Annotated in this window: 14 protein-coding genes and 1 pseudogene; 3 read left to right on the forward strand and 12 right to left on the reverse strand. The window is 68.1% G+C overall.

Translation table 11 applies throughout. The annotated features are described in order from the left end of the window. Nucleotides 1–297 precede the first annotated feature (297 nt). Both JIW86_RS01095 and JIW86_RS01100 read right to left on the reverse strand, forming a co-directional pair. Nucleotides 298–618 carry a hypothetical protein gene (locus JIW86_RS01095; RefSeq protein ID WP_257552080.1) on the reverse strand — a complete coding sequence of 107 codons (321 nt, stop codon included), beginning with the start codon at nucleotides 616–618 and terminating at the stop codon, nucleotides 298–300. Nucleotides 619–734: 116 nt separating this feature from the next. Further along, nucleotides 735–920 (reverse strand): MerR family DNA-binding transcriptional regulator, encoded by a 186-nt coding sequence (locus JIW86_RS01100; protein WP_257552081.1) that lies wholly within the window; start codon nucleotides 918–920, stop codon nucleotides 735–737. 209 nt (nucleotides 921–1,129) lie between these two features. Between JIW86_RS01100 and JIW86_RS01105 the strand changes: the two are divergent. Next, nucleotides 1,130–2,022, forward strand: a pseudogene (locus tag JIW86_RS01105) (AraC family transcriptional regulator). 494 nt (nucleotides 2,023–2,516) lie between these two features. Here the strand turns inward: JIW86_RS01105 and JIW86_RS01110 are convergent. The 7 genes from JIW86_RS01110 to JIW86_RS01135 all read right to left on the reverse strand — a co-directional run bounded on the left by JIW86_RS01110 (nucleotide 2,517) and on the right by JIW86_RS01135 (nucleotide 8,293). After that, nucleotides 2,517–3,305: a HEAT repeat domain-containing protein gene (locus JIW86_RS01110; RefSeq protein ID WP_257552082.1), complete on the reverse strand. Its 789-nt coding sequence runs from the start codon at nucleotides 3,303–3,305 to the stop codon at nucleotides 2,517–2,519. Continuing rightward, nucleotides 3,302–3,778 carry an ankyrin repeat domain-containing protein gene (locus JIW86_RS41935; RefSeq protein ID WP_416237506.1) on the reverse strand — a complete coding sequence of 159 codons (477 nt, stop codon included), beginning with the start codon at nucleotides 3,776–3,778 and terminating at the stop codon, nucleotides 3,302–3,304. Before JIW86_RS41935 ends, JIW86_RS01110 begins: the two co-directional genes overlap by 4 nt. A 317-nt stretch (nucleotides 3,779–4,095) precedes the next feature. Beyond that, a complete protein-coding gene (locus JIW86_RS01115) occupies nucleotides 4,096–5,070 on the reverse strand; it encodes a DoxX family protein (RefSeq protein ID WP_257552083.1) in 975 nt (324 codons plus the stop codon). Beyond that, nucleotides 4,976–5,425, reverse strand: coding sequence for a hypothetical protein (locus tag JIW86_RS01120; RefSeq protein WP_257552084.1), 450 nt, complete (start codon nucleotides 5,423–5,425; stop codon nucleotides 4,976–4,978). Before JIW86_RS01120 ends, JIW86_RS01115 begins: the two co-directional genes overlap by 95 nt. Before the next feature lie 64 nt (nucleotides 5,426–5,489). After that, on the reverse strand, nucleotides 5,490–5,990 hold the full coding sequence (locus tag JIW86_RS01125) for a metallophosphoesterase family protein (RefSeq protein ID WP_257552085.1): 501 nt from the start codon (nucleotides 5,988–5,990) through the stop codon (nucleotides 5,490–5,492). A gap of 388 nt (nucleotides 5,991–6,378) precedes the next feature. Further along, nucleotides 6,379–6,966 (reverse strand): DUF6082 family protein, encoded by a 588-nt coding sequence (locus JIW86_RS01130; protein WP_257552086.1) that lies wholly within the window; start codon nucleotides 6,964–6,966, stop codon nucleotides 6,379–6,381. An 856-nt stretch (nucleotides 6,967–7,822) separates the two neighbouring features. Beyond that, nucleotides 7,823–8,293 carry an Lrp/AsnC family transcriptional regulator gene (locus JIW86_RS01135; protein WP_257552087.1) on the reverse strand — a complete coding sequence of 157 codons (471 nt, stop codon included), beginning with the start codon at nucleotides 8,291–8,293 and terminating at the stop codon, nucleotides 7,823–7,825. A 94-nt stretch (nucleotides 8,294–8,387) separates the two neighbouring features. On the opposite strand from JIW86_RS01135, the gene JIW86_RS01140 reads away from it, so the two are divergent. Then, nucleotides 8,388–9,263 carry a TIGR03619 family F420-dependent LLM class oxidoreductase gene (locus JIW86_RS01140; RefSeq protein WP_257552088.1) on the forward strand — a complete coding sequence of 292 codons (876 nt, stop codon included), beginning with the start codon at nucleotides 8,388–8,390 and terminating at the stop codon, nucleotides 9,261–9,263. Then, on the forward strand, nucleotides 9,260–9,688 hold the full coding sequence (locus JIW86_RS01145; protein WP_257552089.1) for a nucleoside deaminase: 429 nt from the start codon (nucleotides 9,260–9,262) through the stop codon (nucleotides 9,686–9,688). Before JIW86_RS01140 ends, JIW86_RS01145 begins: the two co-directional genes overlap by 4 nt. Before the next feature lie 899 nt (nucleotides 9,689–10,587). Here the strand turns inward: JIW86_RS01145 and JIW86_RS01150 are convergent. The 3 genes from JIW86_RS01150 to JIW86_RS01160 all read right to left on the reverse strand — a co-directional run bounded on the left by JIW86_RS01150 (nucleotide 10,588) and on the right by JIW86_RS01160 (nucleotide 12,044). Further along, nucleotides 10,588–10,977, reverse strand: a complete 390-nt coding sequence (locus JIW86_RS01150) for a hypothetical protein (protein ID WP_079403197.1) — start codon at nucleotides 10,975–10,977, stop codon at nucleotides 10,588–10,590. A gap of 132 nt (nucleotides 10,978–11,109) precedes the next feature. Beyond that, entirely contained in the window at nucleotides 11,110–11,406 is a 297-nt protein-coding gene (locus JIW86_RS01155) for a hypothetical protein (protein ID WP_257552090.1), read from the reverse strand. 323 nt (nucleotides 11,407–11,729) lie between these two features. Then, nucleotides 11,730–12,044, reverse strand: a complete 315-nt coding sequence (locus JIW86_RS01160) for a hypothetical protein (protein ID WP_257552091.1) — start codon at nucleotides 12,042–12,044, stop codon at nucleotides 11,730–11,732. Nucleotides 12,045–12,104 lie beyond the last annotated feature (60 nt).

Raw genomic sequence — 12,104 nt, forward strand, 5'->3', positions numbered from 1 at the left:
CGGGCAAGGTCTTCTTTCGTGAAGAGAATGCGTAACACCGACCGGCCCCCGCCGAAGTAGAGTGCGTGAGCGCACGCACCCCCAGCATGCCCCGACCTGCGTCGCCCGACCCGGCATTCAGGCTCAGGCAGCATCCGCTTGCCGACTGCGTATGCGCGCCCGTAAACCGGTTTGTGCGACGGATCGGGTGCACCACCAATTGCAGTTGGTGCTTCGTTCTGAAAGATCAGTAAGGGGCGACACCCCGGAGTCGGTCGCAGGGTAGCGAAGGCGGTCCCTGCCCCTTCGGAGGCTGGCTCAGGTGAGGTCGAAGGTGCCGTTCGCGGAGCCGTCCCAGTCCGGTGCCTCCGTGAGCGAGAGGGTTCCATTCTCTGCCTCGATGACCCGCACCACGATCCCGCCGCGATCCTCGCTGAGAAACGCAATGGAGAAGTAGGGAGCCATCTCCATGAGGAAGTCCCAACCCTCGCGCTGGGTCGTGTCGAGGGTGCTGGCATGCCGACCGGTTGCCCGCAACGTGCCGACCGCGTCGACAGTGACGGTGATGTCGTACATCTCAAGGCAAGTCGAGTGATTGGCCCACCATTCGAGGCGGGCCTGACCCACGAACCGATACATGAGCACACTATGCACAACAAGCGGCAGACGCCACGGCAGTGGGCGTCCACGTCCGCCTGGACCGCCGGGTCGGCGACGGGCGTGCCGACGGCTGTGGACTCCGCGAAGCGAGGGGATCATCTGCGCGGTGACCTCGCGCTGAGCAGGATCCGCTGAAGCCGCGGCAGTCGGCCCTTCCCGTAGCAGCGCTGCCCGTTGCTCGCGATGTACGCGGGCGGCAGCAGGCCTATGTCGTGATAGTGCCGCAGGGTCTGGGACGTCACGGGCGGACATCCGGCCACGTACGCGATCGACCAGGCCATCAACGGTGCTCTTCCTTCGCCGGGGCTGGTGGTTCCGGCCCCGCACGAAGCCGTAGCAGTTGACGCGGCGTACACCGCAAGTCCGACGCGTGCCGTCGCTTCAGGCTCGTGACGCAATCGGTCACCCGATCGTTCCGGGCACGGATCATCGGGCCCTGGAAGCGAGGTGATTCATACGGTGAAGACATCAGAGGGAAGGACACGCACCCGTGCTGGAGCAGCTCAACGAGGCGCTCGACCACATCGAGCGCTGCCTCGAAGCGGAGGCCGGCCGGGAGGTCGACATCGTCGAAGTCGCCCGGATCGCGATGACGTCGGAGTACCACTTCCGGCGCCTGTTCTCGGCGCTCGCCGGGATGCCGCTCTCCGTGTACATACGACGCCGGCGCATGACGATTGCCGGGGCCGAGGTGCTGGGCGGGGAGCGGACGCTGCTCGACGTGGCCGTGCGGTACGGGTACGGCTCGGGCGAGGCGTTCGCCCGGGCGTTCCGGTCGGTGCACGGCATCGGGCCAGGCGAGGCCCGGCGCACGGGTGCGACGCTCACGGCGCAGTCGCGCATGTCCTTCCGTGTCGTCGTCGAAGGGAGTACGACCATGCGGTATCGGATCGTCGAGAAGGAAGCGTTTCGGGTCGTTGGAAGGAAGGCGCGGGTCCCCCTCGTGCACGAGGGGGTCAACGCGGCGGCCGCGGCACACGTGGAGAGCCTGGACGAGCAGGCCATCGTAAGGATGAAGAAGCTGGCCGACGGGGAGCCGAAGGGGTCCTGTCGGCGGTGGTGCATCTGACCGACAGCCGGGAGGAGGGCGCCGAGGTGGACTACTGGATCGGCGTGGTCACCGGCCCCGAGGCGGCCGCGGAGGAGCTCGACGCCCTCGACGTACCGGCCGGGGCCTGGGCGGTCTTCGACAACCACGGGCCGTATCCGAGCGCCCTCCAGGAGCTGTGGCGGGACGTGTTCACGCAGTGGTTCCCCTCGAACCCGTACGCGAGCCGGCCGGGTCCGGAGCTGCTGCGGACACAGCCGGTGGAGATCGGCGCGGAGACGGACTCCCAGCTATGGATCCCGGTCGAACGGGTCAGCGGGACCAACGGGGAGTGAAGACCGAGACCTGGACGTCGTCTTTCGGGCGGAAGGCGACGTTCAGGTCCAGGGTGCCGGCGGCCATCCCCGCGCGAGCGAGGAGCAGGCCGCGAGGCCGCTGGGGAGAGCTGATCACCGCAGCCCGTCAAGGGGCCGCCGCGTCGCCAAGGGTGCTCGGCTGGATTCGGTACGACGACGGTCCTGTGCAATGGGAGCAGCAGATCACGGTCATGCGGGTGCCGTTCGCGTCTTTTGCGGCTTCTGGGGTGTGTCCCAGGAGGCCGCGCGAGGCCCGCCCGCCTTTTGGCCCGGTGCGCGCCGAAGGCGCCTGGCAAAAGCGCTCCGCGTAGCGGACCGAATCGCCGGTGAACGCGCCCGGAGAGCGCCCGGCGGTTCGCCCGGAGGGCCCGCCAGGGCCCGTACCCGAGGACGGCAGCAGCCTGCTCGGCGCTCAAGGTCCTGACGCGTGGCCCGAGCGGCCCCGTGGCCGACCTGCGCGGCCGTGACCGGTGTCAGCGGCCGTCGCGGCGCCACTCGTATCGCCACACTGCGTCGAGTTCGTACTCGTGCGGGGTGCCGGGCGGTGCTGGGGCAAGGCGGCGTGCCGCTTCCACGCACCGCTCGTCGTTGTGCAGCGCAAGCCCGTACACGGCGGTGACCTGGACTCGGCGGTCCGTGTCGTCCAGCAAAGCAGCCATGGCGTCGGCGAAGACGGGATCGTGGTCCCTTCCCTCGGCCACCGTGAGGCAGGCGGCCCGCCGGACCACGGAGTCCATGTCCGTCATCAGCACCAGCAGCGCCTCACGAACATCGTCAGTGCAGGCAGGTGTCTCGGGCCATGTGCCGAACCCGCGTGCCACCGCGCACCGTACCCCCGCGTCGGGGTGCCCGGCGTAGGGCGTAAGGGCCGCGTCCGCCCGCGGATCGCCGTGTTCTCCGAGCGCGACCAGCACCTCGGTGAGCACGGCGAGGTCCTCTTCCTCCGTCGACCAGTCGGTGAAGAGGTCCAGGGCAGGGCCGGCGAACGCGCCCTCGTCACTGTCGTCGAAGAGGTGGGTCAGCCGTAGCACCTCAGCACCGAACAAACGGCGGGACGGCTCGGAATGTGTTCGCAGCGCCGCGGCCGCCGTCCAGGTCTCCCGGTCTCGACGGTTGGCCAACAGGATGGCGGCATTCCCCCATGCGGCATGGTCCTGGTAGCGGTTCAACGCGCGTGCCATCAGCTCCTCGAAGGAGCTACGGCTGCCCAGCAGATCCTCCAGATGCGTGAGAATCGCCGCGTGCCCATCGCGAACAGTCATCCCCCCGAGGAAGTACTCGTCGACGCTGTAGTACTCGTCGTCCTGAACGCGGGTACGGACAAGAGCATCCCGGGAGCCCGTGAGGCGCCGCAGTTCGGTGTCGACGCCCGCCTCGTGCCAGCGGCGCGCGAGATCCCGCGCCTCCAGGAGCTCGGACTCGCTGTACCTCCCCTAATCGTGTCGTACAGGAGCGCCTCGACCAGGGCGGGCGAGCCCGAATCCACCGCTTCGCGCAGTGGTAGCAGTTCGCCCGGTCCGCACCGGCTGGGGTCGGCGCCGTGGTGGAGTAGCAGTTGGGCTATGGCTCCCGAGTACCTTCCGACGGCCAGGCAGAACGCGGCGTCCCTGACGTCGGAGTCACTGTCCTGCAGAAGCAGCCTCTTCACCAGGGCGGTGTCTCCGGCTCGGACCGCGGACATCAGGGGAGAACTGCCGTCCACTGCACCACTGGCACCACTCGCATCACTACCCATGTCGCTGCTCCCCCGTCGCGTTTTCGCAGCTCGTGAAGTCTAGGGCCGTCGACTGGGCACCGGCGGGAGGGTCGGGAGGTGGCGGCCGTGCGCAGTCGTGCGCGGTCGAGGGCCTCGACGATCAGATACCTCGCAGCGGTACTCCCCCGCTCGGCTGTTGGGTCCAATGCAACATCGTGGCGTCAGATTTACCGCCCCAGGCCAGACCCCACACCATCACATGATGGAGCGACGCCCCGTCATCAGCCCGCACCAAGCCGTCACCCACGTCCGCGGAAGCGCGATTCCCGCGCTCTGGTCCCGCTGCTCCGGCGTCGTCATGCCCACAAGCGGACGAGCATGCACGGACACGGAGTTGTCGACTTGCGCAGCGAAGAGGGCGGCGCCCAGCTCGGGCACGGCCTCTCCGTGTGGTCACGAGGCGCGCGACCGCGCCGGTACGACGCAGCGGATTCCGCCGCCGGGGTGCCACTCAGTGCCACTCCAGCACCGGCCCGACAGCCTGCCCATGCTCGCGGCACCAGTCGACGGGACGACGCCGCCGCAGCCGTGCCCATTGCACACGCACGCCCTTCGCGGGCCGGCGTACAGGTACCTCGTGGCGGACCACTCCGCCCGCCGCGCCGTCCGCAGCGGTGCCCCGCAGGCCGGCCAACCCAGACGTCCCCCGCGGGCCGCCCGACTCCGACCGGAACCGGTCGATTACCCGCACCTCCCCCAGCACCGCCACGGGACCCGTGCCGGGCGCGGTCAGCCGGCGCTCCGACGCCGCGAACTCCCTGGCTGTCAGTGTGGCCAGGATGTCGGCGTCCGTCGGTGGACCAGCCGGGCCCCCGGTCGCGGTGCCTGCCGTTCGGAGAGGAGTAGGCCAGGTCCACCGCGATCACCGATTCGTCACGCTGTAGGCGCGTGACGAACGTGCCGGCCGTCAGCAGCAGCCCGCCGGTGGCGGCCAGTGGCACGAACACCGTCGCGATTTCGAGTAGGGCAGGCAGGATCAAGGCCATCGCGGTCAGGATCTCGACGGCTCCGATTGCCTTGGCGGCCCCGGCCTTGACGCCTTCGAGCCATCCCTCGGATGGGAAGACGGCCAGCCTCTCCTCAAGCGCGAACAGCGTGGTCGCGCTTCCGGTGAGGAAGACAACCGCCGGCAGTGCGGCCTCGATCGCCCAATGCGAGGTCGGGGACCGTTGGTGTTCAGCGTCGGCTCGCCGCTGAGACCCCGCGCGACCCGGAAGCCCGCCAGACCCTGCTGGGAATGCTCGAACGGCTCCCGTCGGCGCTGCGCTCACGCCGTCCGCTGCTCGCTGCTCGCTGCCCCCGACCGGTCCAGGCGTCGTTGAGGGCGTCGAAGGTGACGGGGGCCTTCATGCGGACACCGCAGCCGGGATGGGTGTGGCCGCCGGGGCCGCGTACGGCCTCCTGCGTGCCGTATCCCGTGACGGAAAACGGAGCTGCGCGCAGTCCTTGCGGGCCGAGTGCGTCGAGCGCTCCGGCCTTGGGGAGCGCGGCCGGGGTGAACGCCCAGCGCACCTTGATCTGGGCGGCAGACAATTCCACAACCGATATGTCGTGGTCGTCCGATGCGGGGCCGGGGTACTCGGGATGGTTATGGGCGACGCCCTGCACGGCGACGGCCTGCGCCACGGCGGTCGGGTCGCCGGGATGTTCGGCTGCGGCCTTGTCGAGGCCCGCGGCCGCGTGGGAGGGCTCAGCGCCGCCGGGGCAGACGATGGAGCGTCACGTCGTACACCCTCCCGTCAGCGACCGTCAGCGTCATGAACGAGCAGAAGGGCTGGCGTCTGCGGTCCGTGGGCGAGCCCGGGTTGAGCAGGCGCAGTCTCCCGGCGGTGGTGTCCCACGGAATATGGCTGTGGCCGAAAACCAGGAGGTCCACCTCGGGGAACCGTGCGGCGCAGCGCCGTTCCCGTCCGGCGGCCGCTCCCGTCTCGTGCACAACCCCGAAGCGCACTCCTTCCAGCTCGGCGTAAGCGACCTCCGGGAGTCTGCGGCGCAGGCCGGGGCCGTCGTTGTTGCCGTACACGCCGATCAGCCGGCGGGACCTGGACTCCAACAGGTCGAGTGTGGGCTCGTCGATCCAGTCCCCGGCGTGGATGACGGCGTCGGCGTCGTCGACGGCGGCCACGAGGGCTTCCGGGAGTGACGTGGCGCGGGTGGGGATGTGGGTGTCCGAGGTCAGCAGGAGCCGCATGCGTCCCACGGTAGAACGCTACGGCCACGAGCACCTCGGCGGACGCGATCCGTCTGAGCACGGTGGCGGTACACGGACCGCTGGAGAGGCCGGGGGCGAAGGACCGGCTCCGTGCGCTCTGGCGAAGGAGTTGCCGAGGTCAGCGTGCCGTGCGGCCCCGCCGCCCTGGCCGCGTCCTCAACCGGCGCGTCCTCGACCCCGGACACGAACGCTGGTGCTGAGATGGGGAAGGTGGCGTCATCTATGACGGTGTCGTTCATGTACCGCATCCCCGGGGCGACAGGCCGAGGCGGCCGTATGGCCGGCTACGGCTCGGGGTGAGGGGCCGCCCCACCGCCGGCTCGGGCGCTGCACCTCATGCCAAGCGATAAGCAGGCCCGCACGAATTCTAAGATTCGGCGGCAGTACCTGACTGAATGAAGTAGCCGTCCGCCGGCACCGCAGGCCCTGCACTGATCGCGGCCCGATACCTCTCTTCCACTATCTCGGCAAACATCGCAGCTCTTCGATCCCGCCCTCCGACGGCGCCTTGAAGCCATGTACTGCTACCAAGACGCCAATGCAGTCTTCCTATTTCGCCGCGAAAGTGCCGATCAAGGATAAAGCGAAGTGTGGAGGCGTCTATATCCCCAAGCTGATACGCAGCATGCCATCTACCTATGATCAGATTGGTAAAGATGACCTGCCGGTACCGCTCGAATACGATCGGAGCGTCAGGCGGTTCCCAGCACACAGCCAAGGCGGGATCCTCCATGGCCAGATAGACCATCTGTCGATGCGTAGCTCTGTCCCGTTCGTCTCTCACAGCCTTCGTTTGCCGGGCTTGATACATGAGCGACATTGCGACACCTGCCAGCGCAATACCAGACAGCAGCACCGATGCCGCACTGAAAGCCTGAGTGCGGTCACCGAGAATCTTGAAGACGGACACAAGAAGTGCTGCAAATAGCACCACGGAACCGGTCACGGAGACCACAAGCCGACGATGAATCCTCAAAGCATGAACCACTACACCTCCCCCAGTCCCGCCAATGTTGACAGCACAACGGAACGGGAACAATAGGCTGGGTGACCGCGCAATCCGACTCTCCTGAAACCTCCGCCCCAGGAAGTGGAAGTAACCACTCTGCTTTCACAGTCGCCCAGCGGAAAAGGTCACATTCCGTCCAGGAAGGACCGTCGGCCGCCCTGCCCATACCTACGACGAGCACGTCGATAGCTGCGCTGTGTGTTGCGGGGCGAGCCGAACTCCTGAGCTGGTTGAAGACCACCGCGGAGGCGATGCCTTCTGAGGATCGACCTGCCGGACCTGATGTTCGACGCCCAGCGCACCCGTATGGAGGAGCCTGCGCGCTGGCCGAGCTCGGCGACGACCGGCACCGGTTCGCCGATGCCGCGGACTGACACTTCGTGTCCGGACTCGACCTCGCGCCCCTCAACCTGAGCCTCGCACGTGTGCGTGCGAAGGGGCCCGGGCTCTCGTCTGTGGTCCACGACGCGGTGGCTTCGCCTGGAGGCCGCCTCTCCTCCAAGTGCTGGCACGGCCGTTCAAGGGCGACGGTCAAGGCTGGTTTACCCCCGAGAACCTGGCCCGCTGCATGGATGGCTGGAGCAGCCGGCAGCGCATGGACCAAGGTCCCCGCGTCACCTTGTGCTCCGCACATCCCACCGCTGAGACAGCCGCCCAAGGACCCACCCGCGAAGCGGCGGGGACCGCAGCGCATCGAGTCGGTGAACTGTGGCCGGCGGATGACTGGGCTGTGGCGAGAAGTGCGGGTTCAGGTGGCGTAAAGGGTCTCGACTGTCAGAAGTGTCCGATACAACTTGCAGTACTACCTGACGGTGTTCACCCGCGGCACCCCCGGGCCGCGCAACGGGAGCGTCCGACTGAGGACGAGGTTGGTGGTAGTGCTCCCGAACTCGGCCAGCTCGTCAACGACCTCCTCCAGGTGGGCCATCGACGTGGCCGTCACCTTCATGACGTAGCAGTCGTCTCCGGTGGTGCGCAGGCACTCCAGGATCTCCGGGCGCTCCTCCAGCAGCCGGCGCAGCGGCTGGTGCCGGGTTCCCGGCCCCGGGTACTTGAGCCGGACCACCGCCATCACTGGGTAACCGGTCCGCTCCGGGTTCACCTCCGCACGGTACCCCGCGATCACCCCGGCCTCCTCGAGCCGGCGCACCCGCTCCTTGGTCGCCGACGCGCTCAGGTTCACCCGCCGCGCCAGCTCGGTGAACGGGATCCGGCCGTCCCGTTGGACTTCGGTCAGGATGGCCCAGTCCGTCACGTCGAGACTCTCGGTCATACGCCCATTCTACCGGCGGATCCACGGCTGAACCGCCTCTGAACAGGCGGGAATCCCTTCTGGCGATCCATACGCCCTGCCTAGGGTTGGGCCTATGAAGATCGGAGTGAACGTCCTCAATTTCGGCCCGGGCACTGACCCCGGAGTATTGCGAAGCTGGGCCCAGACCGTGGAGGGCCTGGGCTTCGACCTACTGATGATCTCGGACCACGTAGCCATTACGCCGGATGTCGCCGAGCGCTATCCGGCCCCCTTCTACGAGCCCTTCACCACCTTGTCCTGGCTGGCCGGCCTCACCACCCGCATCCAGCTCGGCACGACTGTCCTCATCGCTCCCTACCGGCACCCGCTGCTCACCGCCCGAATGGCGGCCAATCTGAATGAGCTGAGCGGCGGCCGGCTGGTCCTCGGCGTGGGAGTGGGCTGGGCGCGGCAGGAGTTCGCTGCCCTCGACATCCCGTTCTCACAGCGCGGACAGCTGACCGACGGCCACCTGCGGGACATCCGGGCCGCCTGGAAGGACACCGCCTCATACGGAGACCGCCGGATCCCGGTGTGGGTCGGCGGCAACAGCGACGCGGGGCTGCGCCGGGCCGTACGACTCGGAGACGCATGGCATCCGCTGCGCCCCACCATGCCGTGGCTGCGCGAAGCCGCAGGCAGGCTGGAGACGTACGCGGACGAGCAACACCTGCCGGTGCCCGCCCTGGCTCCCCGCATCGCCCTGCGACTCACCCAGGAACCGGTCGACGGAGCAGGACGGCTCGCCGGTGAGGGCACCATCGACCAGATCATGGACGACCTCGACCAGCTAAGGCTGCTGGGCGCCAAGTACGTCGTCCTGGACACCTACCAGGGCGACCCCCACGCGACATGTCACCCGCAGGCGGCCTGGCAGGCCCTCGCCACCGTAGCCGCGCACCGTCTCCCGCCCAGCGCCCCCCACCGCACCACGATGGAGCAGTCATGACCACACCCGACGACCACACCCTCCTCCGACAGGCCATCTCTCTCGCGGCCAAGGCACACGCGAGCGGCAACCCGCCCTTCGGATCTCTGTTGGCAGGACCGGACGGAACGATCCTGGCCGAGGAGCACAACACCACCCGCACCGACAACGACATCACTGCACACCCGGAACTCAAATTGGCGAGGTGGGCCGCAAGAGAACTCGACGCGCAGACGGCGGCAGGCACCACGATGTACACCAGCTGCCAGCCGTGCGGGATGTGCGAGGCCGTCATCCAATGGGCAGGGCTGCGGCGAGTGGTGTTCGCCCTGTCCGCCGAACAGCTCCTGGACATCAGACCGGGCAGCAGCCGACCGCCCGTGCCGCAGGAGGGCCCCGCGCTGCTCGACGAGGTACGGGCTGCGGTCGAGCCCTACTATCGCTGACCGCCGCGCGGCGCAGCCCGCCACCAGCGGAACACACATGGGTGCGCTCGTGCCTCCAAAAGAGCCACGTGCGCATGCCTGTGCATGGCGCCGGCTCCGGACAGCCTCGCGTTGCCTGCGGCTCGGCGACCACGGTGCCTCGTCCCGGGGAGCCGGCACGCCGGTGATGGCCTCGAAGACCATGTCCTCCCGCAGCGCTGCGTCGACGGGTCACAGAGACCGAGGCCGTCGTGCGGCGAGCTGCGTCACGGAGAAGGGGCCGGCCCTGGAGTGCGACCCTTCGCGTGTCGTGGCCCATTCGGCGTCTTCGTGCTCCGTCCGGGCCGTCCGCCTGCCCGTACGGATCACGCCGGGAAGCCGACGTCGGTTGCGCATGATCGGCTGGGCTCGGCTGGTTGCGGTCCCCTGACGGCCGGCCGTACACCGCAGAAAGAGGAGTCTCCGATGTCTCGTCGGCATGTCCCGGCCGTCCTCGGCCTAGTGGCGGGCGCGCTGGTGGCGGTCCCCGTCCCGGCCGCTCACGCCGCCACAGTGCAGGCTCGCTGCTCCGTCTCGGCTTCACTGGAAAACGACAGCGACCTTCACCAAGAAAACGACATCCCCACGAGCCCACCCACCCCAACTACCAGCAAAGACGCCTCACACACCCAGTGCAAACAACTGACGCCACCCACTGAAAGTCACACGACGCCCATCAATCTGCGCAGCACTCAACCAACCTGCGCAGCGGCGGTCAGGTCGGCGAACACCGCAGGTCAGAAGACCAACGAACCCCGATGCTGCCCAGATTCAGTGAGCCGACCCATCACCAAAACCGCTCACCCAAACTGCACAACCCCAGGTCAGAGCCTTGACGACTGCTCAGTTTCACCGACCAGCGACACCAGAAGGCTGCGCGGTCAGCGCCGGCCGCCGCCGATGCGGCGGTCGTCGGCCAGTGCGGTAAGCGGGCCGAACTCGCGGGCAAGCTGGTTCCACGTCAGAACCTCGCCACAGCGGGCCGGGAACTCCTTCGGGTTGAACTCGGGCATGGTCCAGGTGCCAGTGCCCCGGTCCCGCAGCCACAGGTCCCCGTCACCGTCGACCACAGTCGGCGGGACCGGTACGGGCTCGGCCTGATCGGTGGGCTCCCAGGTGACCCGGCCCGGGTGGGAAACGCGGCGCAGCTCGGTGGTGGCCAGCCGCGCGGCCAAGTCACGGGTGGACTCTTCGGCGTCCTTGACCGACGCGAGTCGGAATGCGTCGTCAAGTACGGGCAGGGCTGGATTCTTGCTGCGCTTTGAACTCATTCGCTGACTACCTCCGGTGGGGGGCGTCACATCCGTTATGGCACCCCGTAGAGGAACACGGTATCCGAGGCGGGAGCGGGGCCGGCTACGACGACTGTCCAGGTGGAGGCGCCGGCACACCGGGCGGTGGGGCTAGGTGGTGAGCTGGTCCTGGACGTGGCGCAGCGGGGCCGGGACGGCCTCGATCCGGCGCTCACTGCGGGCTGCCGCCCGCGTGCTCTGGATGTCTGTGGGGGCGTCGAGGAAGAGGTGGGTGTGGCGGTTCCGGGAACGGATCTCTTGAGGTGCCTGCTGGTGGAGCGGCCAGAGGTCAGGTTGATCTCGGTGAACCTGACCGAGCAGGGCGTTGACGCCGTTGACGGCCGCGAATACGGCTCCCCTGCTCTCAGGGTAGCCAGACGCCTCTGCCCGGGGATCAGAAGCAGGCACTCAGACAGCGGCCTTCAGGGCCTTACAGCTCTGACTCAAGGGGCTGGCCCCGTGGCCGTACCTGCAACACGGCTGGTGGCTTCTCTGCACCGACAGCGAGATCGAGGCCGTCATCGAAGCGCCGGCCGAAGACCTCATCACGTTCCGACAAGTCCTCACCCAGGTGCTCGGCTACGGACGTGCGGACGCCGTACCCACGCGTGTAGGCATCTGATCGGCCTCTCCTTGAGACTCGGAAGCGCCCTGCCCAACGAGCCAGAGATGATGCAATTGACACCCCAGCATCTCGCGGCTGGCCGGCCGCGCAGCCACACACTTGACCTTCACCACCCGCCTGCGCTTTCTATCTGTATCGCCAGCCACACGAGCGGTGCCGCTGCCAGAACGATCAGCACCAGACAGCACGGTACCTGGGACGGCCCCTTGAGTGGCTCGGCTGCTACCTGCGGGGCCACTCGGCGCACGTCGTCGGCGTTATACCACTCCTTGTGGGCGTACCCCGTAGTGGTCAGCCAGCTCTCCGTTCCCATCCGCACCCCATGGGCCAGCGCATTCACATGCACCGAGTGAGTACGGACGCCCGGCCACAAGTAGCTCACCTCGCGAGCCGTCAGCATGACCTTCTCTTCGTGCGCCATATTCCGCCCTTCCCCCCGGCAGTCGGTGGCACGACATCATGAACTGTCCCATAGTCAGGC

This window comes from Streptomyces sp. NBC_00162 (assembly GCF_024611995.1).
Lineage (GTDB): Bacteria > Actinomycetota > Actinomycetes > Streptomycetales > Streptomycetaceae > Streptomyces.

Bases quoted from the DNA above. Each gene is read 5' to 3' on its own strand.
- JIW86_RS01160 (WP_257552091.1), bottom strand. From the start codon at position 12,044: ATGGCGCACGAAGAGAAGGTCATGCTGACGGCTCGCGAGGTGAGCTAC.
- JIW86_RS01140 (WP_257552088.1), top strand. From the start codon at position 8,388: ATGAAGATCGGAGTGAACGTCCTCAATTTCGGCCCGGGCACTGACCCC.
- JIW86_RS01135 (WP_257552087.1), bottom strand. From the start codon at position 8,293: ATGACCGAGAGTCTCGACGTGACGGACTGGGCCATCCTGACCGAAGTC.
- JIW86_RS01125 (WP_257552085.1), bottom strand. From the start codon at position 5,990: ATGCGGCTCCTGCTGACCTCGGACACCCACATCCCCACCCGCGCCACG.
- JIW86_RS01110 (WP_257552082.1), bottom strand. From the start codon at position 3,305: ATGACTGTTCGCGATGGGCACGCGGCGATTCTCACGCATCTGGAGGAT.
- JIW86_RS01145 (WP_257552089.1), top strand. From the start codon at position 9,260: ATGACCACACCCGACGACCACACCCTCCTCCGACAGGCCATCTCTCTC.
- JIW86_RS01150 (WP_079403197.1), bottom strand. From the start codon at position 10,977: ATGAGTTCAAAGCGCAGCAAGAATCCAGCCCTGCCCGTACTTGACGAC.
- JIW86_RS01095 (WP_257552080.1), bottom strand. From the start codon at position 618: ATGTATCGGTTCGTGGGTCAGGCCCGCCTCGAATGGTGGGCCAATCAC.
- JIW86_RS01100 (WP_257552081.1), bottom strand. From the start codon at position 920: ATGGCCTGGTCGATCGCGTACGTGGCCGGATGTCCGCCCGTGACGTCC.
- JIW86_RS41935 (WP_416237506.1), bottom strand. From the start codon at position 3,778: ATGGGTAGTGATGCGAGTGGTGCCAGTGGTGCAGTGGACGGCAGTTCT.